Source organism: Pseudomonas sp. RIT778 (assembly GCF_019718735.1).
Taxonomy (GTDB): domain Bacteria; phylum Pseudomonadota; class Gammaproteobacteria; order Pseudomonadales; family Pseudomonadaceae; genus Aquipseudomonas; species Aquipseudomonas aphyarum.
The window spans coordinates 74,642-99,338 of record NZ_JAIHBA010000034.1; the positions used below are offsets into that span (position 1 = coordinate 74,642).

Below are 24,697 nucleotides of genomic sequence, written 5' to 3' on the forward strand. Positions count from 1 at the left end.
TAATAGCCATCCCGAAAACTCACAGCGGTGCATGGATGACCACAAATGTAATCTGCAGAGCTCAGCATTTGCTCACTAGCGACTCGAGATGGTCGATTGAAAATTTTGACGGTCAACCTAATCTCGTCGCTTATGTGGACGATACAGGTTTCGATAAGCTGGCCGTGAGCCCACAGTTTGGGATGGTTTTTGCAGGAAGTGCGCTTCTGATCGAAGCGTGGAAAAGCTGGTTCGCGGCTCCGGTTCTGGACCTCAAAAATCGTCCGCCAGCTAAGATGTACGTGAACAATGGGACGGTATTACTGTCTGTCACCATCGGGCTGGTTGAGAAGGCTACAAGCGCGCTAATTTTTTCTGCTGGAATGTTCATGTCTCACCGAGACGTAGCACTTTTTTCTGGCAGTGGTGCTCAGCCTGCAAAGGATTGCTACGCTGCTAATAACTGCGGGCTCAGAGCGGTTACCAGCGCAGCTGTGAGAGACCATTTTACTGGCGGTGAAACCAAGTTCGTCCAACTACGGACGGGCAGTATGAACCTTAGCGTAATGCCAGGTTCAAAACAGGACATGATTAATGCGATGCAACAGAGAGGTTTCGTAATGGATACGAAAACGAAGACGGTAACCGCTATGAGTGATTGGAAATCTCCAACCTCTGATGCGCAGCGTGCCATTTCGGCTGGGATCCAGACGTTGTCTGCCCCAACCGGCCTTCCACCTCATGTCTGGACGTCTCAGGAAGAGGACGATCTTGATAGGGCGCTGATGTATATCGCTCAGAAAGAAGGACGTGTGGGCTGATTTCAGCTGACTAAAAAACCCGCTTCGGCGGGTTTTTTGATGTCAAAAATTCGGGCTAGCGTACGACTGCCATGGCGTAGCTTTGGCACGCCTGCAGCGCGATCAGCCCCCGGTCGCCGGTATCGGTGATGGCGATAATTCGTTGAGCATGCGCTGGGTCAAGTTCGGCTCTTGTGGGGCCGTGAACCACGCCGCCGGTGGCGGTGGCGGTGGCGGTGGCGGCTGACACCGATCCGCTGCCGGCACTGGTGGCGTCGAGCAGGACTGACAGGCGCAGATCAGCAGTGGCAAGACGGTCACGCAGGCGATCTTGATTACGTTGGACATCGGTCAAGGCTCAGTAATGAGTTTGTTCACTGGTAGCCAGGCGCTGCTCGAGCGCGAGGCGTTTGTCTTGTTCGGCGCGCTGCTGCGCGGCGGAGGCCAGGGCCAGTTGATTGAGCGTTTCGGTGTGGAGGCGCGCCTGCTCGGCGAGCTGTCTGCCGTAGCGCTAATCCTGCACTTGCCAGGCGATGGCAGCGGATCCGCCGGCCAGTGTGACCAGCAGCTCCACTTTGCCAAAAAGCCGATGCGGCTCCGGGATCAGTTCGCCGAGGTACATAGCACCGCCCTCGCCCGCTCCCATAGCTGAAGTCGATCCTGCAGGCCATTCAGGCCGCCGTTGATCTTTCGCGTGATGGTTTCGAATTCGTTTCGATCCGCCAGAGCGTTCAGCTCACGAACCCACCAGAACCACGCGGCCGACTCGGCGGCCCACTGTGGCAGTTCCAGCGGCTCCGGCGTGCGCAACAAACGCTCATCGCCGAACAGCGCCAAGCTGCAGCGCAGGTAGTTGTTGTGGCCGGTGATCTGGATCAGCCCCCGGCCACGGTAGCGCTGGCCATCGCCGTCGGCCTCGGGCGTGTTGCCCAGCCGCACGGCCAGACTGCCAGTGTCGTACTTGCCCAGATACTGGTCGCCGCCCAGCTCGCGCACGTAATTCAGCTCGCCGGATTCGTGTCCGACCTGGGCAAGAAATGCGGCCTGCCGTTGCAGCGTGCTGATCTGCCGGCGGACCATTGCGGCATTGAGCGCAGAAACAAAAACGCCCGCTTGGCGGCGGGCGTTGGGCATGATGCGTTGCAGCTGTTGCTGTGTCAGTGACATGAGGTTCTCCTAGATTGTGGGACTACGGCGCTACTGCTTGATCTGAACGACCTTCAGATCCTTCACCGCCTTTTTCTTCTTGCCTTTGGCTTTCGCCTTGCCCTTCTTGCCGCCGTTGCACTCGACTGTCGTGCTCCAGCCACTTTGGGTAAACACTTGCTCTACCGAGTCGACAAGGTATTCGCCGTCGATCCCGACCTTGAAGCCCAGAGCATTGACCGATCGTTCGGCAAACAGGTCGGTGCGGCCCACCATCTCCAGCCGAACGCCGGCAGTGGAGCGGTTGAATGCAGTGAGACGTGCCTGGGCTGCTGCTTCGGCAGCGGAGTTGTTCGAGTAGATGTGCCGGTCGGTGTGCACTGGCGGCAAGCTGTCTGGCGACTCGTCGTTGTCGAGGGTGACCACGGCGAGCTTGCCGTTCTTCTTATCCTAGTACTTGGTCGACACGGCCTTGTGGGTATTGCGGTCACCGAGTCTGAACTGGAAGCGACTGACATCCTGACGTTGGATAGTCACCGTGCCCAGCGCCTTGCCAGAAGCGCTCTCCCCGCCCTGACGCTGCATCACCAGCAGCTTGCCGTCGGCCACCTTGGCTGTGCAGTCATATTGCTTGGCCAGGTGGGTGATGAAATTGAAATCCAACTCGTTGAGCTGATCGGCACGCGGCACCTTGGTCTGCACCGGGCAGACCGCTTGCCAGCCATTGCGAGCGGCGACGATCCGCGACAACGGCACGTTTTCCCAGCTGCCACTGCGCGTGGTCTTACCGCTGCCACGCATTTCGCAGGCCTTGCCGGTGATCACCAACGTGTCGGGCGGCCCGGATAGCTCGATCTCATCGACGACGTATCGGCCGATTCGGGTGAATTTGGTTTCTGTGTAGCCGAGGTAAATCTCGATGCTGGCCCCGCGCGGAGACAGCACCACTGCGCCGTCGCGGTCGTCGATGCAACTCGAACTCGTTGGACTCCATACCCGGATTGTCGGTGGTCTTCAGCTGCAGGAGGCGGCCATTGATCCGCTCGGTAATGTCAGCGCCATCAGCAACAACTCGAAATGATGGGGTCATGAAATTTTTCATAAAAAACCCGGCAAGATGCCGGGCCAAGTTGATCTCAAATAGATCACTCCAAACCAGAGTAACTGAAACCAATTACCGCACTGAGCTTCCCACGCCAAAGAACACCTGTGTCGTTAGGAATTCTCGCGTTGCCAGTAAATACCTGAGCATCTTTGATGTGAATAAACTGAGGTGGGTGGTTTTCTGCACCTGGTTTTGGCGTCGCTTTCTGAAGCCAATCATCTTTGATCTTCAGACTTTCCTCGCCAAACATCTGGTTTGCTAGTTCGCTGATGTACGTATTTCGAGAAATCAGCTTACCCGCGATCACGCCGGCCGCCGTGGTAATCGAAATGTTTGGTGTGTACTCATCATTGTTGACATCGACAGACCAGACCAAATCCTGAAGAACCCAATCAAGATCTCTGCCCTTCCACCAGTCGGAAACGTTCACCTTGTTTTCGAAAAACTCCTTGAGCTCTTCTTCGTATTTCGACTCGTCCTGATCACTCATATTTTCATCCCGATCCTTGCATATTTGATGAAGCTTCCAGCTCCGGATACTACCTCATCTATTCTTTGAGGCCACTCTTTTGGCATCAAGCATTTCCCATCCGATCACCCCATACTTCCGGCCTTCTCACGCCCACAGCATCACCTCATTGTCATCGGGTGCCGGCAGATCCGGCAGATCGATCACGATACCGGCGCGGTACGGTTGCGGCTCATCGGACAGGCCCTGATTAGCATCCAACACCGCCTCGACCGTTCCGTTCAGATGGCCATAAGCGTGGTAACACAGGGTGTCGAGCAGATCTCCGTCAGACGTTCTACAGGTCATCGCCATAACGCACAAACTCCAATGTAAACGCCTGCTTGCGCGGGATACCGCCCTGCAGCAGCGCGCTCTGTTCTTCACCCTCCAACCCATTGCATTTTCTGGCCACGACCTGAAAGTTCCCAGTCCTACTGAAGTATCCCCCCGCCCAGACCATCGAGAACACCAGCCCCATCAAAGGACGATGACCGCTCGGTGGTTATAGTGTTGATCGATAAAAAATCGTGGGTATAGTACCCACCAAGCACACCACAGGGAGGTGTTGTGAATAGCCGTTTTCTAATTGGCAAGCTCGTCGCAGACGGTTGGTATCTGGTGCGGGTCAGGGGCAGTCATCATCACTTCAAGCATCCGACCAAACCTGGTTTGGTCACAGTGCCTCACCCAAAGAAGGATCTGCTCAAGAAAACGGCCATCAGTATTTTGCAGCAGGCGCTGCTTTGACTCATCAGGTCAATTGCGCCGTGGAGGACGACACATGCTTTACCCGATCGCGATTTCAGTGGGTGATGAAGGACATGCCTGGGGAGTGGAGGTGCCGGATATTCCGGGCTGCTTCTCCGCTGGAGATGATCTGGACGATGCAATGGCCATGGCTCGCGAAGCCATCGAAGGCCATTTCGAGATTCTGGCCGAAGACGGCTCGCCCATCCCGCCGGCCAACAAGGTCACACTGCATGCCGCCAATCCAAAATACGCTGGCTGCACTTGGGCGGTGGTGAATATTGATGTGACCAAATACCTGGGCAAAGCTCAGAAACTCAACATCACATTACCGGGCTATCTGCTCAACCGTATCGATGAATACGTGTTGCACCATCCGGAAGAGAAAAGCCGCTCCGGATTCCTGGCCTCGGCGGCGCTCAAGGTTTTGCAGCAACGTTGAAGCGGATAAAAACCGGTCTTGTAGACCGGTTTTTTCTTGCCCGCTGAAACGTTGCATCGGCGTAGTTACTCTTCGATTCAGCGACGCCGGGATTTAAGACAGCCTCACAATTGCTTGTTTCTACATAAATCTACCGACGTATAACGGGTGTCCCTATATACCGTTAGGTTTCACTATATTTTGCTCTTATCCGGCTCAGCCTTTTCACCAAAACAAAGCATCAGCCTTTCACCTCAACATGATCCAGCGCCTGATTCACCGCCAATTCCCCCAGCATCACCAGTTGCGCAATGCCTATTGCGGTTCTGCGGTGGGTGGGGTCGAGGGTGGCGGCGAAGTTGTTGAGCATCTCGGATGCCGAACCCAGTGATTCGCTGGCGTTGGCCAGCAGGGATTCGGTGTCGTAGGCCGGGTTGGCGAAGTACATCGGGTCGGGCTCGTTGTTCGTGCCCATGACATGGGCGCCGGGGCAGAGGTAGTGATCGAGGGCGCGGTTGGCGGCGTCGTTGAGTTTTCTGGAGTCGACTGAGGTGTAGGGAGATGTTGGGTCGGTTTCGACTTCTGGGGGATTCGGTGTTGGCTTGAACATGATTTGATACTCGGTGTGATGGTTAGAGCTGCCCCATTCGGTTCCACGCGAAGGGGTGGCAGCTGTACGCAGGTTGGAACCCGGGCCACCAAGCAAAACCCGACAGACTCGAAGTCTCCCGCGCACAGCCGCCATAACAGAGTGCACACCATCAAGGTGCGCAAGCATACGTCATGAACGACGCTTTGCATTCAGTGAAGTCGCCGGGGTTCCAATCCCGATCGCCGATTCATCAGCGACCCTCAAAGGCTAGAGCCCGCACTTCCGACGGACAACCTGAAAACCTTGTGGGAAGGTTCAGTAAACATGGCCAACGCTTTAAACATCCCGAATCGAAAAACTGCGTTTACAGATCCCCAACACTCGCCCGGTTCTCACACTCGCCACTACCCGCTAGCATTTCCCCATCGCCCACTACCCTCCCCCTGCGCGGCCATCGACGAATACGCGCCATCATCTTTCGAGGGATTCAAAACCGTGGCCTCCGAGCCACCTAAATCAAATTCAAAAGAGCAGCAAACCCATGACCCAGAACATCTACGACGATCCCGAGTTTTTCCAGGGCTACAGCCAGATGAACCGCTCCATCGGCGGCCTCGATGCCGCGCCGGAATGGCCGGCGCTGAAAGCCTTGTTGCCCTCCCTGCACGGTTTGCAGGTGGTGGATCTGGGCTGCGGCTATGGCTGGTTCTGCCGCTGGGCCAGCGAACGAGGCGCTGCCGAAGTGTTGGGGCTGGATGTCTCGGAGAAAATGCTCGAACGGGCGAAGGAAACCACCTCGGCTGCGAACATCCGCTACGAACGTGCCGACCTGGAACACCTCGATTTGCCCGCGTGCACTTACGATCTGGCCTACAGCTCACTGGCGCTGCACTACATCAAGGATCTCTCGGGGCTGTTTGCCAAGCTGCATGCAGCGCTTAAACCGGGTGCGCATTTTGTGTTTTCCATCGAGCACCCGATCTTCATGGCGCCGCGCAATCCGGGCTGGCTGATCGACAGCGAGGGCAACAAGCGCTGGCCGCTGGACAGTTATCAGGTGGAAGGCGAGCGGGTGACCAACTGGCTGGCCGACGGCGTGATCAAGCAACATCGTACGGTCGGCACGCTGCTCAACGCGTTGATCGACGCAGGTTTCACGATTCAACACGTCAATGAATGGGGCCCGAGCGATGCCGAAGTGGCCGCGCAACCGGCCCTCGCCGAAGAGCGCGAGCGACCGATGATGATGCTGGTCGCGGTACAACGCTGACTCCAAAAGAACGGGCCGATCAAATCGGCCCTTTTTCATTTCAACGTGTGGCGACAATGAACAACCGTGGAAACGGCAACAGCACCGAACCATCCGCCAGCGCCGGATAAGCCTTCGCGACCTCCGCCAGATAGTGCGCCAGATACTCCGCCCGCTCCGCTTCCGTCAACGGACTGAGGAACGGAATCAAACCACTGCCCTTGAACCACTCGACAACACCCGAGGCGCCGCCCGCCAACTGATGGTGATAGGTCGTGCGCCAAACATCGACCCGCGCGCAATGCGGCCGCAGCATCGAGAAATAGGCACTGGCATCCGCCATTTCGGTTCGCTGCCCCGCCGCGCCCGCGAGTTTGCTGGCCCACGGCCCGTTGGCAGCCACTTCACGCATCAACCGATGGGACGGCTCGTTGAGGTTGTCCGGCATCTGAATCGCCAGACTGCCGCCCTGCGCCAACTTGCCTGCCAGCGCCGGCAGCAACGTCGCGTGATCCGGCACCCACTGCAAAACGGCGTTGGCAAAAATCACATCGAACGGCCCTTCATCGGCCCATTTATCGATGTCCGCCACCTCGAACTGCAACTGCGGCAGACGCTTGCGCGCGGCATCGATCATGTCCGGCGAACTGTCGAGCCCCTGCACTTTCGCCCCCGGAAAACGCTCCACCAACAACTCGGTCGAGTTGCCGGGGCCACATCCGATATCGACCACAGAACGCGCCTCGGGCGTGGGAATCGCCGCCAGCAGATCGCGGGCCGGGCGGGTGCGTTCATCTTCGAAAGTGACGTATTGCTTGGCGGACCAGGTCATTGCGTTCTCCTGTCAGGACTTTTGCAGTGGTTCGCTACGATACATCGACTCCCTGTGCATTCCCTATCCGACTTAAGACGTGACGGCAGCACGCGACTTTTTTCGCGGACTTCGCTTGCATAAAAAAACCGGCCGATGGCCGGTTTTTTGGAAAGTCCCGCACTAGTCGTAATAGCCCACGGTCTTTTTCAACTGATCTGAATACTCGTAGATATCATCCACGGAGTTAATGGGATGGCGGGTTTCGTTTTTCTCCTCGTCGAAAATGCCGATGTACTTCTGCGAACGGTTGAAGTGCAGGCGGCAAATCGGTTTTCGGTTGTTGTCATCAAGCAGGATCCCGAAGTAGCTCTGGGTGTCGCGCTGAACGATTCGTTTAGCATCGACAATCGATCGAACGACCGCCCGAACAATGTGATACCCCTCCAATTCCTCCAGAGTGGTCAAAACCTTATCGTCGGATTCGTCACGGGGATCTACCGGATCTGTTCCACCAGACGCAGCCGGAATAGATGCCAGCGTCGGCTGGATCGTGCCGCTCATGGCCGACTTGAGGCGGTCATTGATCTGGTCATTGAGAAATTGAACGACCGCTTTTCTCGTCAGTTCGTGAAACTGATCCCGCACCTTCTGCGTAATGACCCCGTCGTAGACTCTCGAAGCAAACACTTTGACGAAATCGTCATCCGGCTTGCTGACCTGCGAGGCGATAACTTTCTTGATCTGGCTGACGTACTTCAACTCACCCGCCGCGTTGATGATCGAATCAACGTCGAACGCAGACTTGGTGAGTTTGATGAGTTCTGGCACCGAATACTCATCAATATCCAGAAGGTCCAGTTCAAGGAAGGGCTTCTCATCCATCTTGTTCGGCGCATCCAGGTCAGTGAAGAACTTGTAGACCTGGCCGTTGGTGAGTATGGAAATTCGGGCACTGGTAACGTGGAAATAACGAAACAGCTGCGAGGCGTGATTGATGTGCAGTGGCTCACCGATTTTCTTGCACTCGATGAGGATCTGCACTTCGCCCTCTTTCATGATGGCGTAATCGATTTTTTCGCCCTTCTTCGTGCCGATATCGCAAACGAACTCCGGCGTCACCTCTGTCGGGTCGAATACGTCGTAACCCAGAACAGTACTGATGAAGGGCATGACAAACGCATTTTTTGTCGCTTCTTCTGTCTGGATTGCAGCGCTCTGCAACCGGACTTTGGCGGCAAGACTGGCTAACTTTTCGAAGAATTCCATGAGCGGCCTCTGACTGGGTTTCTATCCGTGCACTCGCATGCTGGCAAATTGACTGCCATTTGATCCTAGACGCAAACCCACACAAAGAAAGTTCCCACTTCCAAAAGCGTTCAAAACCGTGACCTGGAACAATCAAGTTTCAAAGACAGCAAGTCTCTGTCAGTAGAATTTTCCGCATCCCTGCGATGTCTGAATTTCAAGCTCCCCCCAACAAGGAACACGCCCATGAAATTCGCAAAGATTTCGCAAACGCTGGCGCTCTGGGCCGGCAGCCCCAAGACGTTCATGGGGGCTTTGATTCTGATCGGGCTCTGGGGGTTGAGCGGGCCGATTTTCGATTACAACGACACCTGGCAACTGATCATCAACACCTCGACCACGATCATCACGTTCCTGATGGTGTTCCTGATCCAGAACACCCAGAACCGCGACACCGACATCCTGCATTTGAAACTCGATGAACTGCTGCGGGTGAACAAGGAGGCGCAGAACGCGATGCTCGGGCTGGAGTCGCTGGATCTTAAGCAGCTGGAGGCGCTGCGCCGGCATTACCGGGCGATGGGCGAGAATGAGGTGTTTGACCTGGAAGGTCTGGGGGACAAAAGCAAGCCGAAGCAGGATCTGAATGAATGCTGACAGGCAAAAAAAAACGGCGCTAAAAAAGCGCCGTTTTCATTGCCACGGATTTAGCGGCTTGCCTGAAGTGCCCGAGCCATTTCCAGATGACTCTGCAGCTTCGGCAGGGTCTCGTCGGCAAACGCCTTGATCTCCGGCACGTCGGTGGTCTGGGCTTGCTGCTGGATCTGTTCGATGGCTTCTTCCGTGGCTTTGACCTGGCTGGCGGCGTAGGCCTGATCGAAGCTCGCGCCCTCTTTGACTTCCGGCATCAACGCCTTGGCCTTGTCGGCGACTTCTTCGCGGGGCGCAACCGGGAGGTCCAGTTTCTTGGCGATTTTCGCCAGGTGCTGGTTGGCGGTGGTGCGGTCGTTGATGACGACGATGGTGTAATCCTTGACCTCTTTGGACTCGGCCTTGCTGTGCGCCAGACGACTGGCCTCGATGTCGGCCATGCCTTTGGCCGAGGCCTCATTGATGAAGTCGGCGGGCGACTGGGCAAACGCGCTGCTGGCAAACAACCCCAACAGGCTGACAAAACTGATGTGGCGTACTCGGGTGGCCATCCGGCTCATGGTCGCGCCCTCCTTCTCTCGAAATTCAAGCGGGAGCTTGCGCCCCCGCCTCTCAATCAAAACAACCTTCGCCGACTACTTCGATTTCTGAGCAGGCTTGCGGCCCATGTCGGTTTTTGGCTCTTTGTCGACAGTCGTTGTGGTGGTTTTCCCACCTTTGCGACCGGCTTCAGACGCCTTCGTTCGATCGTTGGCGAAGTTTCCCGAGTTCGAGTTTCTTGAGTTAGGCATGATTCTCTACCTCTTGGCATTGATCGTAAGCGAGCAGGTGCCCGCCTAGATTGAGAATTTCCTGACCGCCAAAGGTTTAGAAAAGTTGCCGTCGCCGCGACGAACGGTGAACCGCGAATCAGCTGTCCAGCCGCCGATGATTCTGGCGTTTGGCGGTGTACATGTCCTGGTCGGCGTGACGGAACAGTTGCTGTTCCTCGTCACCATGCTCGGGATAACGGGCCACGCCGATGCTCGGTTCGATGTGCAGGTTGTGCCCGTCCAGGCGCATGGGTTGCACCAGTACCTGTCGGATTTTTTCCGCCACGCTGTCGGCATCGTCGGCGGCGTGGACGCTGTGCAGCAGCACCACAAATTCGTCGCCACCGATCCGCGCCACGGTGTCGGTTTCGCGCACGCAGCCCTTGAGCCGGTTGGCCACCGTCTGCAACAGCATGTCGCCGACCCCATGGCCAAAGGTGTCGTTGACCTGCTTGAAGCGATCCAGATCGACGTACAGCAGCGCCATGTGCCCGGATTGTTCCCGCGCATGGCTGAGCGCAGCCTTGAGACGGTCGCGCAGCAGTTCGCGGTTGGGCAACTGGGTCAGTTGGTCGTATTGCGCCATGCGTCGCAGGCGGGCGTGCAATTGCTGGCGTTCGATGGCGGTGGCGACCTGGGCGCAGACGTATTGCAGCAACTCCTTGTCGCGCTCGGTGTAGCGCTCGCCGCCCGGCAGGCTTTTGACGATCAGAGCGCCAATCGTGCGGTCTTTCGAACTCAGCGGTACACCGAGCCAGCACGGCGATTGCTGGCCGACCACCAGCGCGGCGAACTCCGGCGGCGCGTGGGGGCAATCCGGGGTCAGCAGGATTGGCTGACCGCTGCGGATCACTTCGGCACACAGGCGACCGGTGACGGTGCCGGGTTGCTCCGGTTGCAACTCGTCATCGTCGACGTGATAGGGAAAATTCAGCTGCGCGCAGTGTTCGTCGTACAGCGCCACCGAGAAATTCAGCGCAGGTAGCCACTCGCCGATGATCAGGTGGATGCGCTTGAACAGCGCCAGTAGATCCTCCGCCGCATGGGCCGCTTCGGAGATCGCGTACAGCGCCGCCTGACGCGACTCGGCGAGTTTGCGTTCGGTGATGTCCCGGGCCACGGCGATGCGCAGTTGATCGACTTCCGACCAGCGCGCCGACCACAGGATGTGCACGACGCTGCCGTCCTTGCGCACGTAGCGGTTTTCGAAGTTGTGCTTGGGCTCGCCGCCCATGATGTCGCTCGCAGCGGCCAGGGTGCGCTCACGGTCGGCCGGGTAGACGTAGTCGATCATCGACTGGCCGATCAGTTCGTCAGGCGTGTAGCCGAGAATCCGCTCGCAGGCCGCGCTGACAAAAACGAAACGACCTTGCTTGTCGACCGCGCAAACGGCGTCCAGCAACAGATCGATGTAACTCGCCAGCGGCGCGGAATTTCGGCTTTCCATGGTTCAGCGTGGGTGTCCGGGCAATGCAGCACTGTTCAACCATCCGTGACCTCGACCTCGCATCCCAGCGACTGTTTTCAAGCCTTGTTCGGCATCAACCCCGGCAGCGCATGCACCAGCGCGTTGATGGCAAAACCGATGAACATGATCCCGCACAACCGGGTGATCGCCAGTTCATGACGCTGGTACAGCGTACGCACCTGGCGCGCCCCGACGATGCCAATGAGGATAGCGTAGGCGAGCAATCCGCCGAGGAAACTCAAGGCGATCAGCATTGGCAGCATCGACCAGTTGAGCAGTTCGGCGCGGCTCGACAGCAACGCGGTGAAGGTCGCCACCGCCACCGGATAGGCCTTGGGGTTGGTCAGGCCGAACAGGATGCCGTGCCAGAACGGCTGACGGGCCGCGCCGTGCGGCTGATCGCCATTGCTGCGTTTGGCCCGCACCGCGCGCCAGCCGAGCCAGAACAGGTACAGGCCGCTGAGCACACCGAGCACATCGAACGCGGTGCTGCCGATTTCCCGGGCGCCGACAATCGCGATCAGCGCGGTGCTGCACCAGATCACATCGCCCAGCAGATGCCCGCACAGAAACCCTGCCCCGGCCCGCCGCCCACGTGCGGCGCCGATGCCGAACACCGCCAGCACACCCGGCCCCGGCGTGATGCCGTAGATGAAACCCGAGGCCAGCACGGCCATTAGCAACGATGGAGTCATGGAAAACCTGCAAGTCCCGGAAAACGTGGCCGCCAGTCTATCCCAGCGGTTTGTGAATATTCACGACTCGTTGAAAAAACGCATCCCCGCATAGGGCTTTTGCCGACACGCGGCCAGTCGCGAGGCCAGATCGCCGACGTGGGCTTCGAGTTTGTGCCCGTCCGGGTCGAGGAAGTAGAACGACGCGCCTTCGCTGCGGTTGTCGCGCCATTCCTGCACGTTGGCGGCGCGAAGCTGTTGCACGAACAGCGGGAAATCCGCCGCACCAAGGCTGAAGGCGTAGTGGGTGTAGTCGGCGGCGGGCTCGGGATGGCGCTTAATATCGAGGGACAGGCACAACCACAGGCCGGGGAGCGACAGATAGGCACCGGCGTCCCAGTTGGCCTCGACTCGCAGCTTCAGCACGTCGCGGTAGAACGCGATGCTGCGGTCCAGGTCGGTGACGGCGAGGGTCAGGTGGTTGAGGCCGGTGAGCATCGGTCAGTAACCTCTGAGGTCTTCGGGGAGGGTGTATTGCTTGCCGTCGTAGGTCAGGGTGATTTGGGTTTTCTTCAGCGGGGAATCCTGGGAAACGCACTCCTTGCCGGCCTTGACGGTTTTCATCGCCGTGCCGCTTGAGGTGACGATCAGGTCGGAATAGCCGTTGTGGCTGGCCGGGCCTATTTCTACGGTTCGGCGGATTTGCTGACCTTCACCTTCGCATTCATCCATCCACTCACCATGGTTCTTATAGACCACCAGACCTTCCAGTACCGGGCGCAGTTTGCCACCTTCACGCACATACAGCGCCAGATCGGTTTTTTCGTATGGATTGGCGCGGGAGCTGTGCTCAAACTTCGAACGCAAACCAAAGGCACGGACATCCGGAGCCAGCCTGTAGCGGGCAGTGTCGATCACCAGATCGTCGAACCGGATGGCATCGGAGTTGTAGGCCCCGGGTTTGGAGTAAGTGGCAATCGGCTTGGCGTTGGTGCTGTTCAGCACCGCCAGATCCAGATCAAACACGCCCGCATCGTCATTACCGGCATCCGGTACATAAGTGGACTTGAGGGCAATCACCTGCTCCTTGAACGCCGGCCATGGTTTGCAGCGCGAGAGCGATTGGTCGTCATGCTTCTTTGTCACGCAGGCCGGTTGCGCCTGGGCGGTAATCGCGAAAAAGCTGAGGGCGATGAAAAGTCGGGTTGGGGTGAGCATTGTTCTTCCTTGAATTAAGTCGCGTTGGCTCTGTATCACTCGATGGCTTTGAAACCTTTAGGCAAAACGTATGATTTTCCGTCGTAGCGAAGGGTTGTCAGCACAGGTTTACCGGTTGTGGTTTTCTCATCACAAGTGTCTGGATCACCTTTGCCAACAATTCCCGTAGTCACCGATTTGACGATCAGATCGGCATAACCGTGCGAACTGGTCTTTCCAATCTCGATCGTGCGCAGGGTGCTCGCGCGTTCTCCCGCACAATTTCCGTCCCACTCTCCGTTGTAGCCATACACCACAAGTCGATCCAGCACAGGGCGTAAGGTGTCTCCTTCCTTCACGTAAAGGGACAGCGAAGTCTCATCCATGGGATTGACGCGGGAGGAGCCTTTGAAGACGACCCGAACACCAAAGGCCCGAGTTTCAGGGGTCAATTTGTAGCGCGCCGTATCGAACTCCAGACTTTCCAGCGCGAACGCATCGGACTGGAATGCAGAAGGCTTGTGATAGGTGGCCAGAGGCTCCGGATCCTCGACCGAGACAACAGAGAGCGCAAGATCGTAACTGCCGACATCACCGGTTTTGCCATACACCGGATCCGGCTCAAATTTAGAGACAGCCTTGAGCGTCAAACCTGGAAAGGCCGGCCACGCCTTACACACTGAAAAATCCCGCGCGCCCGTCACCGGCGCAGGCACACAATCAGCCAGCACCCGCCCCGCCATCAGCGCCCCAAAAAGCGCCAGCCCCACAACAAACCCAGACTTCACTGTCACGCCCCGCTCCTTGATGTTTTCAGCCGCGCACTATCCCCTGCTCAATCCGCCGATTCAACCAGTTCAACGCCTGATCCCCACCCCGCCGCTTGTGCCACGCCGACACAAACGTGAACGGCGCAATTTCAAACGGTGGCGGCACGACGATCAGCGATTCGTCATCCACCTCATTCAACGCCCGCGAAGCCACGGTCAAGATCAGATCCGTACCGCTGATGAAGCGTGGCGCGACGCTCCAGTGCGGCAGGCTGATGGCGACTCGGCGGCGTTCGCGCAGGGCGGTCAGGGTGCGTTCGATTTCCGGGGTGCCGCTGCCGCGCATTTCCAGCAAGACATGAGGACGGGAGAGATAGGTTGGCAGGTCGAGAACACCTCCGGCGGGAAGGCTCCGGCGATCCAGAAGGCAGACGTAGCGCTCCTCGAACAGCGGCGTGCTGCGCAGTTCGCCGGGCAATTCGGGGAGTACGCCGGCGGCGAGGTCGATGTCGCCGTTGAGCAGGCCTTCGACCATGCCTTCGCGGCTGGCATGGCTGATTTGCAGGTCGATGCCCGGCGCTTCCGCGCGCAACGTGCGAATCAGCCCGGGCAGGATGATCGCCGCGCCGTAGTCCGACATCGCGAGGCGAAAGGTCCGACGGGCGCTGGCAGGATCAAAGGTGTTGGGCGCCAGCAGCGATTGCACCTGAGCCAAGGTTTCCGCCAGCGGCGCCGCCAATTCCAGCGCCCGCGCGGTGGGCACCAGCCCCGAACCTGCACGCACCAGCAACGGATCACCGAGCAAGTCGCGCAGACGCGCCAACGCATGGCTGACTGCCGGTTGGCTCAGGTGCAGGCGCTCGGCGGCGCGGGTCACGTGTTGCTCGCCGAGCAAGGCGTCGAGAATCACCAGCAGGTTGAGGTCGATGCGGCGCAGATCATTCATTCGATGCATGTTCCAGATACCAAAACAGAATTTAAATCTGCTCGACGAATACCCTAGAGTCCAGCAAAACCTTGCCGGAGAACGATCATGGGAACGATGCAGTGGGTCGGATTGCTGCTGTTGGCGGTATTCGCCGGGGCGGTGGTGCCGTTCCAGAGTGCGATCAACATCAATCTGGCCCGGGGGTTGGGGCATCCGCTGTGGGCGACGCTGACTTCGCTGGTGGTGAGTGTGCTGGTGTTGTTGCCGGTGATTGTCGCCCTGCGCCTGCCATTGCCGTCGCTGGCCCTCGCCAGCAAGCTGCCGTTGTGGATGTGGACCGGCGGCGCGTTCGGGGTCTGCTTCGTCGCATTGGCGGTGGTATTGCTGCCGAAGCTGGGGGCTTCGGGATTTCTGGCGCTGGCTTTGGCCGGGCAAATGATCACGTCAATCGTGCTGGATCACTTCGGCCTGTTCGGGTTGGTGGAGAGGCATCTGACATTGCCGCGCCTGTTCGGCGCGGTGTTGTTGATGGCGGGGGTGGTGCTGATTCAGTTTGGTGATACCGCCGCCAAGTCCCTGGCACCGGCGGGATGAAGCGATCACTCGTAAATCGTCAGTGACTGTAGTTCCGTCATCGCGAGCAGGCTCGCTCCCACAGGAAATCGCATTCCAATGTGGGAGCGAGCCTGCTCGCGATGAGGGCAGATCAGTCACTGCTGTTGTGCGATCCGGACTCAGAAAGCGCTGCGGAAAATCTCCTCGATCTGCCGCTGATCCGCGGCGCGCGGATTGGTGAAGCCGCAGGCGTCTTTCAGGGCGTTGGCGGCGAGTACCGGTATGTCGGTGCACTTGGCGCCCAGATCACGCAAGCCACCGGGAATCTCGACGTCTCTGGCCAGGCAACGGATCGCCGCAATCGCGGCTTTTGCGCCCTCCTCCGGACTGAACCCGCGAATATCGGCGCCCATGGCGTGGGCCACATCGGTCAGGCGATCGGCACAGACCAGCGCGTTGAACGTCTGCACATGCGGCAACAACACCGCGTTGCACACCCCGTGAGGCAGATCGTAGAAACCGCCCAACTGGTGCGCCATCGCATGCACGTAACCGAGGGACGCATTGTTGAACGCCATGCCCGCGAGGAACTGCGCGTACGCCATGTTTTCCCGCGCGGCCAGGTCGCTGCCGTCGCGCACGGCCAGACGCAGGTTGTTGCTGATCAGGGTCATGGCCTTCAGAGCGCAGGCGTCGGTGATCGGGTTGGCGGCGGTGGACACGTAGGCTTCGATCGCGTGGGTCAGCGCGTCCATGCCGGTGGCGGCGGTCAGGCCTTTCGGCATGGCGATCATCAGCGCCGGGTCGTTGACCGACAGCAGCGGCGTGACGTTGCGGTCGACGATGGCCATTTTCACGTGGCGGGTTTCGTCGGTGATGATGCAGAACCGGGTCATCTCGCTGGCGGTGCCGGCGGTGGTGTTGATGGCGATCAGCGGCAGTTGCGGTTTGGCCGATTGATCGACGCCTTCGTAGTCGCGGATCTGCCCGCCATTGGTGGCGCACAACGCGATGCCCTTGGCGCAGTCGTGGGGCGAGCCGCCGCCGAGGGACACGACAAAATCACAGCGACTGTCCTTGAGCAGCGCCAGCCCGGCCTCGACGTTGGCGATGCTCGGGTTGGGTTTGGCGCCGTCGAAGATCACCGAATCGATGTCCTGCATCGCCAGTTTCTCGGCAATCATCGTCGCCACGCCGGCCTTGGCCAGACCGGTGTCGGTGACGATCAGCGCCTTGCGAAAACCGTAGTTGCGGATTGCGTTCATGGCGTCGTCGAGGCAGCCGCTGCCCATGATGTTTACGGCGGGAATGAAAAAGGTGCTGCTCATGGCGCGTCTCCTGACTGGGGCCGAATCGACTCCTGCGATCCGGCGGATACACACAGGATCGACCGATCGGTCACGGCGGATGTTGATCTGGCTCAATGCCCGCTCGTGATAAAGTCGCCGCCCATCTGCCCTTTGTTTTGAGACGTGCCCTGCAATGACCGATTTTCTGGATGTCGACGCCACACTCGAAGACTGGAACGCATTGCGCGCCGCCACCGACTTCAGCGGTCTGCTGCTGGGCAACGGCGCCAGTCGCGCGGTGTGGGACGATTTCGGCTACGACTCGCTGTTCGAAAACGCCCGCACGGTGGAAGAAAAACCGTTGAGCCCGTCGGAACTGAGCGTGTTCGACGCCATGCAGACGCGCAGCTTCGAGCAGGTGCTCGGCGCGCTGAAAACCACCAGCCGGGTCAACAAGGCGCTGGCCGTCAGCTCGGCCGCGCCGCGCAATCGCTACTACGCGATCAAGGAAGCGCTGATCAACACCGTCCACGCAGTTCACATCCCGTGGCGGCTGATCAAAGCCTCGACTTTGGCGACCCTGAACAGTGAACTGGCGCATTATCGCACGGTGTTCACCACCAATTACGACCTGCTCAATTACTGGGCGCTGCAACATCAGGGCGAGGCAATCGACGACCTGTTCAATGGCCCCGACGCCAGTTTCGATCTGTGCGAAAGCAGCACTGAAAAACCGCGTCTGCTGTACCTGCACGGCGGTCTGCATCTGGTGCGCAATCAGGACGGCACCGCGCGCAAACTGACCGCCACCGAGGGCACGCTGCTCGGCAGTTTCGCGATCAACAACACGATCAAGACGCTCGACGACGTGCCGCTGTTCGTCAACGAAGGGCCGAGCGCGGACAAGCTCAAGACCATCCGCAGTTCCGATTACCTGTCGTTCTGCTACGACCAGTTACTCGAACACGGCGACAACCTGTGCATCTTCGGTCATGCCCTCGGCGAGCAGGACAGCCACCTCGTGCGCGCCCTGCGTCTGGCGAAACCGAAGACCGTGGCGATCTCGATCTACCCGCGCAGCGCGGCGTTCATCCAGCATCAGAAGCGCCATTACACGAAGGTGTTCGAGGGCACGGGTGTCGAGTTGCGGTTCTTTGATTCCAAGAGCCATGCGCTAGGGAATTCGAAGCTGTCGGTACCGGTCGAGGTCTGATCACTCCTCGCTGCTGTGCACCACCACCAGCAACTGCGCCTGCACCTCGCCCACTGAGCGGATGCGATGGGGTTTCTGCGCATTGAAGTGCAGCGCATCGCCCCGCTCCAGCAGCACCCGTTCGTTCACGAAGTCCACTTCGACCTGGCCTTCGTGGACGAACAGAAACTCCTCGCCCAAGTGTTCCTTGAAGGTTTTGTCAGTGAATTCGCTCGGCGGGTAAATGATGAACGGCAGCAGGCTGCGTTCGCTGACCTGATGGGCCAGCACCGCGTAGCCGGGGCTGTGATCGTTGGCCGCCAGCGACTGGCGCTCGTGGCTGCGCACCAGGCTGTAGCTGTCGAGGCTGACGTTGTCTTCGGAGAACAGCTCCTCGACTTTGACGTTCAGCGCCTTGGCCAGTTTCAGCGCGGCGGCAATCGACGGCGTGTTCAACCCGCGCTCGACCTTCGACAGGTAACTCTTGGTCATGCCGGATTTCTCGGCCAGCGCCTCAAGGGTTACGCCAAGTTTTTTTCTCAATAATTTCAAACGGATAGACATGCGAAGCGATTAATCCAGCAAAGGAAAGACGATTTGTCCTTGCCAATGACACAAAGTGTCATATAGCCTCTTAAGTGTCATCCATGGCAACCACCACAGGACACGGATATGGCGAAGACATTAGCACTACCCAAAGACGAACTGGTCAAGCAAGCGCTGACCCAGATGCAAAAAAGCCTGGCGGATAATACGTGGACAGACCGGCAAAAGCTGGCCCTGACCTGCCGGATCCTGTTCGAGAACGGCCACGATTCGGGCCTTGCCGGACAGATCACCGCCCGTGGCCCGCAGCCGGGCACTTACTACACTCAGCAACTGGGGCTGGGTTTCGATGAAATCACCGCGAGCAATCTGCTGCTGGTCAACGAAGACCTGGAGGTGCTCGAAGGCCACGGCATGGCCAACCCGGCCAACCGTTTCCACAGCTGGGTGTACCGCGCCCGGACGGACGTGAACTGCATCATCCACACTCACCCGACGCACATTGCCGCGCTGTCGATGCTGGAGGTGCCGCTGCAGATTTCCCACATGGACCTGTGCCCGCTGTACGACGATTGCGCGTTCCTTGAAGGCTGGCCGGGTGTGCCGGTGGGCAACGAAGAAGGCGAATTGATTGCCGGGGCGTTGGGCGACAAACGGGCGATCCTGCTTTCCCATCACGGTCAGCTGTCCACCGGCACGACCATCGAGGAAGCCTGTGTCATCGCGCAACTGATCGAGCGCGCCGCCAAACTGCAATTGCTGGCGATGGCCGCCGGAACGATCAAACCGATCATTCCCGAGCTGGGTCGCGAGGCGCATGACTGGGTATCCAAACCCAAACGCCATGCTGCCGCATTCAACTACTACGCCCGGCAGAACCTGCGTCAGCACGCCGATTGCCTGAACTGAACACCTCATCCTTGCGGAGCACTCTCATGTCCAACATTCACGGCATCATCGGCTACACCATCACCCCGTTCGGCGCCAATGGCGAAGGCGTTGACCTGCCGGCCCTCGGCCGCTCCATCGACCGTCTGATCGCCGACGGCGTCCACGCCATCGCGCCACTGGGCAGCACCGGCGAAGGCGCCTACCTGAGCGATGCGGAGTGGGATCAGGTCGCCGAGTTCAGCATCAAGCACGTGGCCAAACGCGTGCCGACCGTGGTCAGCGTGTCCGACCTGACCACCGCCAAAGCCGTACGCCGCGCCCGTTTCGCCGAAGCCCATGGCGCCGATGTGGTGATGGTGCTGCCGGCCTCTTACTGGAAGCTGACCGAAGCGGAAATCCTCGCCCACTACCGTGCCATCGGCGACAGCATCGGCGTGCCGATCATGCTCTACAACAACCCGGCCACCAGCGGCACCGACATGTCGGTGGAGCTGATCCTCCGCATCGTCAACGGCGTGGAGAACGTGACCATGGTCAAGGAGAGCACCGGCGACATCCAGCGCATGCACAAGCTGCAACTGCTCGGCGAAGGCCGGGTGCCGTTCTACAACGGCTGCAACCCGCTGGCGCTGGAGGCCTTTGCTGCCGGGGCGAAAGGCTGGTGCACGGCAGCGCCGAACCTGATTCCGCAGCTCAATCTGGATTTGTACGAAGCCACACTGGCGGGGGATCTGGGCAAGGCGCGGGAGCTGTTCTACCGCCAGTTGCCGCTGCTGGACTTCATCCTCAAAGGCGGGTTGCCGGCGACGATCAAGGCCGGTCTGCGACTGACCGATCTGGAAGTCGGCGATCCGCGTTTGCCGGTGTTCCCGCTGAGCGAGGCCGGGCGTAATCAGTTGCAGGCCATTCTCAAAAGCCTGAGCTGATCTCAAGGTACACACCAACCCTTGTGGGAGCGAGCTTGCTCGCGATGAGGCCATTAGATCCGACAACGATGTCGACTGATGAACCGTCATCGTCGGATCGCCGCCCGGAGCAAGCTCGCTCCCACAGGTTTTTGTGCTGGATTCAAAGAACCGGCAAGGTCTTGTCCTTGATCACCTTCGTCGGCCCGTTGGTCTTCACGGCAGCAATGCCTTTGGCACACGCCGCGTCCGATGAATAGGATTCGCTGCTGCCGATGATCTGGTGATTGGCTGCCTTGAGGTTGAAGTAGGGGTGGCCGTCCTTCGTCGATTTTTTCTCGTAGCGGTCATCCAGCGGGCTGTTGGTCTGCACCGAGGCAATGCCGTTTTCGGCGGCCGTGCGGCTGGTGTACAGCTCACTGGTCAGAATGGTTTCGGCATTCGCCGCTTTCAGTACGAACTTGAATTGGCCGTTGCTGCTTTTGCTCAACTCATACCATCCGGACATGGTGTTTCTCCTTATCGATGTGTCACAGGGTGATTTTGGTTCCAAGCAACCCGAGGAAACCCGCTAGCCACTTCGGGTGCGCCGGCCAGGCGGGCGCGGTGGCCAGGTTGCCCTGGACATGGCCGTCCGTGACCGGGATGTCGATGTAGGTGCCGCCGGCCAGCCGCACTTCCGGGGCACAGGCCGGATACGCACTGCACTCGCGACCTTCAAGAATCCCCGCTGCCGCCAGCAGTTGCGCGCCGTGACAGACAGCGGCAATCGGCTTGCCGGCCTTGTCGAAAGCACGCACCAGTTCGAGGACTTTTTCGTTCAGCCGCAGGTATTCCGGCGCACGGCCGCCGGGCACCAGCAGTGCGTCGTAATCCTTGGCATCAACCTTGGCGAAATCGAAGTTCAGGGCGAACTGGTGACCGGGTTTCTCGCTGTAGGTCTGGTCGCCTTCAAAGTCATGGATCGCGGTGCGCACGGTCTTGCCGGCAGCCTTGTCCGGACACACGGCATGCACGGTGTGCCCGACCATTTGCAGGGCCTGGAACGGCACCATCACTTCGTAGTCTTCGACGTAATCGCCGACCAGCATCAGAATCTTTTTCGCGGCCATGGACAGGACTCCTCTGGTGAATGCACAGGAGTATTCAAAGTAGTTCAAGGACCGCGATGACGTTCGCAAACTGTATGGATAACTCTGCGCTCAGCTGTAACAGCCCGATTGCCGTGGTTTGTGGCTAGATGAAGACACCTCCCTGCCACCCTCGAATCTGGTTGCCCTCATGTCTTCGCGCGAAAACACCGGCATGGCCCTCGGCCTGCTCGGCGTGGTGATTTTCAGCCTTACCCTGCCCTTCACCCGCATCGTGGTGCAGGAACTGCACCCGCTGCTCAACGGCCTGGGCCGTGCGTTGTTCGCGGCGATTCCGGCGGCGGCGCTCTTGTTGTGGCGACGGGAAAAGTGGCCGACCTGGAAGCAAGTCAAAGGCCTGAGTCTGGTGATCGCCGGGGTGATTCTCGGTTTCCCGGTGCTGTCGGCGTGGGCCATGCAGACGTTGCCGGCGTCCCATGGCGCGCTGGTCAATGGTTTGCAGCCGCTGTGCGTGGCGCTGTACGCCGCGTGGCTGTCCCATGAACGTCCGTCGAAAGCCTTTTGGGCCTGCGCCGCGTTGGGCAGTGCGCTGGTGCTGGGTTACGCGTTGTACACCGGTGCCGGCAGCATTCAGGCCGGGGATTTGCTGATGTTGGGGGCGATTGCAGTAGGCGGTCTGGGTTACGCCGAGGGCGGGCGGCTGGCCCGGGAGATGGGCGGCTGGCAGGTGATCTGCTGGGCGCTGGTGCTGTCGACGCCGCTGCTGATCGGCCCGGTGCTGTATCTGGCGTTCCAGCATCAAGGCGCGGTGTCGGCGAAAACCTGGTGGGCCTTCGGTTATGTCGCGCTGTTTTCGCAGTTTCTGGGCTTCTTCGCCTGGTACGCCGGGCTGGCCATGGGGGGCATTGCCCGGGTCAGTCAGATCCAGTTGTTGCAGATCTTCTTCACCATCGCGTTTTCCGCGTTGTTCTTTGGGGAACACGTGGAGCCGATCACCTGGCTGTTCGCCTGCGGGGTGATCGCGACGGTGATGCTCGGGCGCAAGACCGCGGTGCGCCCGGCTCAACCGGGCACGCTACCGGCCGGGGTTCAGCTCAAGCCTTGAGCTTCAGCAGGCCGTCAGCGAGCAGCAGGGTTTCGAGGCAGTGCTCGCTGATCTGGTAGAACGCTTTCAATTCCTGGATTTTCACCAGCAGCTGAGTCGGGTCCACCGGCTCGGCGCGCTTCACGGCGAGGATCATCTTGTTCTTGTTGGTGTGGTCCAGCGAGATGAACTCGAACACCTTGGTCTCGTAACCGCAGGCTTCAAGGAACAGCGCACGCAAGCTGTCGGTAACCATTTCGGCCTGCTGGCCCAGGTGCAGACCGTATTGCAGCATCGGCTTGAGCAGCGCCGGGCTCTGGATCTGCAAGCGGATCTGTTTGTGGCAGCACGGCGAGCACATGATGATCGAGGCGCCGGAGCGGATACCGGTGTGGATCGCGTAGTCGGTGGCGATGTCGCAGGCATGCAGGGCGATCATCACGTCCAGCTCGCTCGGCGCCACGCTGCGCACATCGCCGCATTTGAACACCAGCCCCGGGTGTTCCAGCTTCGCGGCGGCGGTGTTGCACAGGTTGACCATCTCTTCACGCAGCTCGACGCCGGTGACTTCGCCCTCGGCCTTCAGGGTGTTGCGCAAATAGTCATGGATGGCGAACGTCAGGTAACCCTTGCCCGAACCGAAATCCGCCACCCGCACCGGTTTGTCCAGGGCCAGCGGCGACGAGGTCAGCGCGTGGCTGAACACTTCGATGAACTTGTTGATCTGCTTCCACTTGCGCGACATCGCCGGGATCAGCTCGTGCTGGGCGTTGGTCACGCCCAGATCCTTGAGGAACGGGCGGTTCAGATCGAGGAAACGGTTTTTCTCGCGGTTGTGCTCGGCGGACGGCACTTCGCGCAATTGCTGAGGTTTGCTCATGAACAGCGAGCTCTTGCCCTTTTTGCTGTATTCGAGCTGGGCTTCGTCCGTCAGCGCCAGCAAATGCGCATTTTTGAACGCCGCAGGCAGCAGCCCGGCAATCGTCGTCACCGCTTCGTCCAGCGGCAGGTTCTTGGTGATGTCGCGGGTCTTGTAGCGATAAACGAACGACAGGCACGGCTGCGCCTTGACCGTTACCGGCTTGATGATGATCCGCTGCAGGTCCGCTTCTTCGCCGACGTATTTGGCCAGCACCAGTTTGATGAAGCCGTTCTGTTCGAGGCTGGTTTGCAGCAACTCGATGAACCGGGCGTGGTGATCGGGCGCCGGTTTGGCAGATGCGGAAGGAGCGGTAACGGACATGGGAAAAAGCGGCCTCGGACGGGCAAATCGGGAATGGCCGCTAGTTTAGGGGGGATGGCGTTCGAGGGCACGGCTAATTTCCCGAACGGCTTATCCCAACACCACCAACCGATTCGGCAACTCATTCCTCACCTGCGTAACCGGCACATGCACCTTGAGCAATTCCCCGCACGCTTCAATGCAGGTAACAAAGCCCTGCAACGTCTGCCCCTGCCTTACCTGCTCGGTAAACGCCGCAACAATCGAATCCCAGCTCTTGTTATCCAGCTTCTTGGAAATCCCCTCATCCACCAGAATTTCCACATACCGCTCCGCCTCGCAGACAAAAATCAGCATGCCGGTGCTGCCCACCGTGTGATGCAGGTTCTGTTCGAGAAACTGCCGACGCGCCAGGTTCGAGGCGCGCCAGTGGCGGACATGACGCGGGATCAGATGAGTGGTGACTTTGGGCAGGCGAAACACCAGGCACAGCACGACAAAACTGACCCACTGCACCAGCAACAGGCTGTGCATCGTCAGCCAGCCGGTCAGGTAGTGCACGATACCCGGCACCACCAGCGCCAGCAGGCTCGCCCACAGCAGCGGGATGTACGCGTAGTCGTCGGCACGGGCCGCCAGCACCGTCACCAGTTCGGCGTCGGTGTCGCGCTCGACCCGGGCGATGGCCTCGGCGACCTTGCGTTGTTCGTGTTCAGTCAGTAATGCCATGTCGTGAAGTGCCTGCTCATTATTGTTATCACCAGCCGCCGGAGGACCCGCCCCCGCCGAAACTGCCACCGCCGCCGCTGAAGC

General features: G+C 59.3%; 30 protein-coding genes and 3 pseudogenes. 10 read left to right on the forward strand and 23 right to left on the reverse strand.

Annotation, left to right across the window (positions count from 1 at the left end):
* Positions 1-35 precede the first annotated feature (35 nt).
* A complete protein-coding gene (locus K5E37_RS23140) occupies positions 36-800 on the forward strand; it encodes a hypothetical protein (RefSeq protein ID WP_221535268.1) in 765 nt (254 codons plus the stop codon).
* A gap of 55 nt (positions 801-855) precedes the next feature.
* On the opposite strand, the pseudogene K5E37_RS23145 reads toward K5E37_RS23140, so the two are convergent.
* The 6 genes and pseudogenes from K5E37_RS23145 to K5E37_RS29510 form a co-directional block, all read right to left on the reverse strand.
* A pseudogene (locus K5E37_RS23145) lies at positions 856-1,401 on the reverse strand (lysis protein).
* Positions 1,383-1,946: a glycoside hydrolase family 19 protein gene (locus tag K5E37_RS23150; RefSeq protein WP_221535269.1), complete on the reverse strand. Its 564-nt coding sequence runs from the start codon at positions 1,944-1,946 to the stop codon at positions 1,383-1,385. Before K5E37_RS23150 ends, K5E37_RS23145 begins: the two are co-directional and overlap by 19 nt.
* 30 nt (positions 1,947-1,976) lie before the next feature.
* Positions 1,977-3,015 (reverse strand): annotated as a pseudogene (locus K5E37_RS23155) (phage late control D family protein).
* Between the two features lie 55 nt (positions 3,016-3,070).
* Positions 3,071-3,520 carry a hypothetical protein gene (locus K5E37_RS23160; protein ID WP_221535270.1) on the reverse strand — a complete coding sequence of 150 codons (450 nt, stop codon included), beginning with the start codon at positions 3,518-3,520 and terminating at the stop codon, positions 3,071-3,073.
* Positions 3,521-3,646: 126 nt separating this feature from the next.
* Positions 3,647-3,853 (reverse strand): tail protein X, encoded by a 207-nt coding sequence (locus tag K5E37_RS23165; protein WP_221535271.1) that lies wholly within the window; start codon positions 3,851-3,853, stop codon positions 3,647-3,649.
* A pseudogene (locus K5E37_RS29510) lies at positions 3,837-3,923 on the reverse strand (phage tail protein); the annotation flags it as partial. The pseudogene K5E37_RS29510 and the gene K5E37_RS23165, both read right to left, overlap by 17 nt.
* Before the next feature lie 185 nt (positions 3,924-4,108).
* On the opposite strand from K5E37_RS29510, the gene K5E37_RS23170 reads away from it, so the two are divergent.
* Both K5E37_RS23170 and K5E37_RS23175 read left to right on the forward strand, forming a co-directional pair.
* Positions 4,109-4,288 carry a type II toxin-antitoxin system HicA family toxin gene (locus tag K5E37_RS23170; protein ID WP_221535272.1) on the forward strand — a complete coding sequence of 60 codons (180 nt, stop codon included), beginning with the start codon at positions 4,109-4,111 and terminating at the stop codon, positions 4,286-4,288.
* Positions 4,289-4,322: 34 nt separating this feature from the next.
* Positions 4,323-4,730: a type II toxin-antitoxin system HicB family antitoxin gene (locus tag K5E37_RS23175; protein WP_221535273.1), complete on the forward strand. Its 408-nt coding sequence runs from the start codon at positions 4,323-4,325 to the stop codon at positions 4,728-4,730.
* A 220-nt stretch (positions 4,731-4,950) separates the two neighbouring features.
* On the opposite strand, the gene K5E37_RS23180 is transcribed toward K5E37_RS23175, so the two are convergent.
* Entirely contained in the window at positions 4,951-5,319 is a 369-nt protein-coding gene (locus K5E37_RS23180; RefSeq protein WP_221535274.1) for a DUF6124 family protein, read from the reverse strand.
* A 523-nt stretch (positions 5,320-5,842) separates the two neighbouring features.
* Here K5E37_RS23180 and K5E37_RS23185 point away from each other — a divergent pair.
* Complete coding sequence (locus K5E37_RS23185; protein WP_221535275.1) at positions 5,843-6,571, forward strand: bifunctional 2-polyprenyl-6-hydroxyphenol methylase/3-demethylubiquinol 3-O-methyltransferase UbiG; 729 nt, start codon at positions 5,843-5,845, stop codon at positions 6,569-6,571.
* A 40-nt stretch (positions 6,572-6,611) separates the two neighbouring features.
* Here the strand turns inward: K5E37_RS23185 and tam are convergent, their stop codons facing one another.
* Both tam and K5E37_RS23195 read right to left on the reverse strand, forming a co-directional pair.
* The gene (gene tam / locus K5E37_RS23190) at positions 6,612-7,382 is read right to left on the reverse strand and encodes a trans-aconitate 2-methyltransferase (RefSeq protein WP_221535276.1); all 771 of its coding nucleotides are present in this window, start codon (positions 7,380-7,382) and stop codon (positions 6,612-6,614) included.
* Positions 7,383-7,544: 162 nt separating this feature from the next.
* Positions 7,545-8,630: a type I restriction endonuclease gene (locus K5E37_RS23195; RefSeq protein ID WP_129972878.1), complete on the reverse strand. Its 1,086-nt coding sequence runs from the start codon at positions 8,628-8,630 to the stop codon at positions 7,545-7,547.
* 225 nt (positions 8,631-8,855) lie between these two features.
* On the opposite strand from K5E37_RS23195, the gene K5E37_RS23200 reads away from it, so the two are divergent.
* Positions 8,856-9,266, forward strand: a complete 411-nt coding sequence (locus K5E37_RS23200; RefSeq protein WP_011332870.1) for a low affinity iron permease family protein — start codon at positions 8,856-8,858, stop codon at positions 9,264-9,266.
* 50 nt (positions 9,267-9,316) lie between these two features.
* On the opposite strand, the gene K5E37_RS23205 is transcribed toward K5E37_RS23200, so the two are convergent.
* From K5E37_RS23205 to K5E37_RS23240, 8 genes are all read right to left on the reverse strand, one after another.
* The gene (locus tag K5E37_RS23205; protein WP_085605479.1) at positions 9,317-9,820 is read right to left on the reverse strand and encodes a DUF4142 domain-containing protein; all 504 of its coding nucleotides are present in this window, start codon (positions 9,818-9,820) and stop codon (positions 9,317-9,319) included.
* 75 nt (positions 9,821-9,895) lie between these two features.
* Positions 9,896-10,051, reverse strand: a complete 156-nt coding sequence (locus K5E37_RS23210) for a KGG domain-containing protein (protein WP_077045875.1) — start codon at positions 10,049-10,051, stop codon at positions 9,896-9,898.
* A gap of 118 nt (positions 10,052-10,169) precedes the next feature.
* Entirely contained in the window at positions 10,170-11,519 is a 1,350-nt protein-coding gene (locus K5E37_RS23215) for a bifunctional diguanylate cyclase/phosphodiesterase (RefSeq protein WP_221535277.1), read from the reverse strand.
* Positions 11,520-11,596: 77 nt separating this feature from the next.
* Positions 11,597-12,235: a LysE family translocator gene (locus K5E37_RS23220; RefSeq protein ID WP_221535278.1), complete on the reverse strand. Its 639-nt coding sequence runs from the start codon at positions 12,233-12,235 to the stop codon at positions 11,597-11,599.
* Positions 12,236-12,295: 60 nt separating this feature from the next.
* A complete protein-coding gene (gene fos / locus K5E37_RS23225; RefSeq protein WP_221535279.1) occupies positions 12,296-12,712 on the reverse strand; it encodes a fosfomycin resistance glutathione transferase in 417 nt (138 codons plus the stop codon).
* 3 nt (positions 12,713-12,715) lie between these two features.
* Positions 12,716-13,432, reverse strand: a complete 717-nt coding sequence (locus K5E37_RS23230; RefSeq protein ID WP_221535280.1) for a hypothetical protein — start codon at positions 13,430-13,432, stop codon at positions 12,716-12,718.
* A gap of 35 nt (positions 13,433-13,467) precedes the next feature.
* Positions 13,468-14,205 (reverse strand): hypothetical protein, encoded by a 738-nt coding sequence (locus tag K5E37_RS23235; RefSeq protein WP_221535281.1) that lies wholly within the window; start codon positions 14,203-14,205, stop codon positions 13,468-13,470.
* Between the two features lie 19 nt (positions 14,206-14,224).
* Entirely contained in the window at positions 14,225-15,136 is a 912-nt protein-coding gene (locus K5E37_RS23240; RefSeq protein ID WP_221535282.1) for a LysR family transcriptional regulator, read from the reverse strand.
* 78 nt (positions 15,137-15,214) lie between these two features.
* On the opposite strand from K5E37_RS23240, the gene K5E37_RS23245 reads away from it, so the two are divergent.
* Positions 15,215-15,703: a DMT family transporter gene (locus tag K5E37_RS23245; RefSeq protein WP_221535283.1), complete on the forward strand. Its 489-nt coding sequence runs from the start codon at positions 15,215-15,217 to the stop codon at positions 15,701-15,703.
* Between the two features lie 140 nt (positions 15,704-15,843).
* On the opposite strand, the gene yiaY is transcribed toward K5E37_RS23245, so the two are convergent.
* Positions 15,844-16,992: an L-threonine dehydrogenase gene (gene yiaY, locus K5E37_RS23250; protein ID WP_221535284.1), complete on the reverse strand. Its 1,149-nt coding sequence runs from the start codon at positions 16,990-16,992 to the stop codon at positions 15,844-15,846.
* A 154-nt stretch (positions 16,993-17,146) separates the two neighbouring features.
* Between yiaY and K5E37_RS23255 the strand changes: the two genes are divergently transcribed.
* On the forward strand, positions 17,147-18,166 hold the full coding sequence (locus K5E37_RS23255) for a DUF4917 family protein (protein ID WP_221535285.1): 1,020 nt from the start codon (positions 17,147-17,149) through the stop codon (positions 18,164-18,166).
* Here the strand turns inward: K5E37_RS23255 and K5E37_RS23260 are convergent, their stop codons facing one another.
* Positions 18,167-18,709, reverse strand: a complete 543-nt coding sequence (locus K5E37_RS23260) for a helix-turn-helix domain-containing protein (protein ID WP_007957913.1) — start codon at positions 18,707-18,709, stop codon at positions 18,167-18,169. It abuts the gene before it with no gap.
* 108 nt (positions 18,710-18,817) lie between these two features.
* On the opposite strand from K5E37_RS23260, the gene K5E37_RS23265 reads away from it, so the two are divergent.
* Together K5E37_RS23265 and K5E37_RS23270 are read left to right on the forward strand one after the other, a co-directional pair.
* Positions 18,818-19,600, forward strand: coding sequence for an aldolase (locus K5E37_RS23265; protein ID WP_221535286.1), 783 nt, complete (start codon positions 18,818-18,820; stop codon positions 19,598-19,600).
* A gap of 26 nt (positions 19,601-19,626) precedes the next feature.
* The gene (locus K5E37_RS23270; protein WP_221535287.1) at positions 19,627-20,508 is read left to right on the forward strand and encodes a dihydrodipicolinate synthase family protein; all 882 of its coding nucleotides are present in this window, start codon (positions 19,627-19,629) and stop codon (positions 20,506-20,508) included.
* Between the two features lie 142 nt (positions 20,509-20,650).
* Here K5E37_RS23270 and K5E37_RS23275 read toward each other — a convergent pair whose 3' ends face one another.
* The gene (locus K5E37_RS23275; protein ID WP_221535288.1) at positions 20,651-20,995 is read right to left on the reverse strand and encodes a YegP family protein; all 345 of its coding nucleotides are present in this window, start codon (positions 20,993-20,995) and stop codon (positions 20,651-20,653) included.
* A gap of 22 nt (positions 20,996-21,017) precedes the next feature.
* Positions 21,018-21,599: a DJ-1/PfpI family protein gene (locus K5E37_RS23280; protein ID WP_007957909.1), complete on the reverse strand. Its 582-nt coding sequence runs from the start codon at positions 21,597-21,599 to the stop codon at positions 21,018-21,020.
* A 169-nt stretch (positions 21,600-21,768) separates the two neighbouring features.
* Here K5E37_RS23280 and K5E37_RS23285 point away from each other — a divergent pair, with 169 nt between their 5' ends.
* Positions 21,769-22,683 (forward strand): DMT family transporter, encoded by a 915-nt coding sequence (locus tag K5E37_RS23285; RefSeq protein ID WP_221535289.1) that lies wholly within the window; start codon positions 21,769-21,771, stop codon positions 22,681-22,683.
* Here K5E37_RS23285 and K5E37_RS23290 read toward each other — a convergent pair.
* On the reverse strand, positions 22,673-23,905 hold the full coding sequence (locus tag K5E37_RS23290; RefSeq protein ID WP_115076850.1) for an SAM-dependent methyltransferase: 1,233 nt from the start codon (positions 23,903-23,905) through the stop codon (positions 22,673-22,675). The two genes, K5E37_RS23285 and K5E37_RS23290, sit on opposite strands and share 11 nt — an antisense overlap.
* Before the next feature lie 90 nt (positions 23,906-23,995).
* Positions 23,996-24,613, reverse strand: a complete 618-nt coding sequence (locus K5E37_RS23295) for a TPM domain-containing protein (RefSeq protein WP_085605448.1) — start codon at positions 24,611-24,613, stop codon at positions 23,996-23,998.
* Positions 24,614-24,697 lie beyond the last annotated feature (84 nt).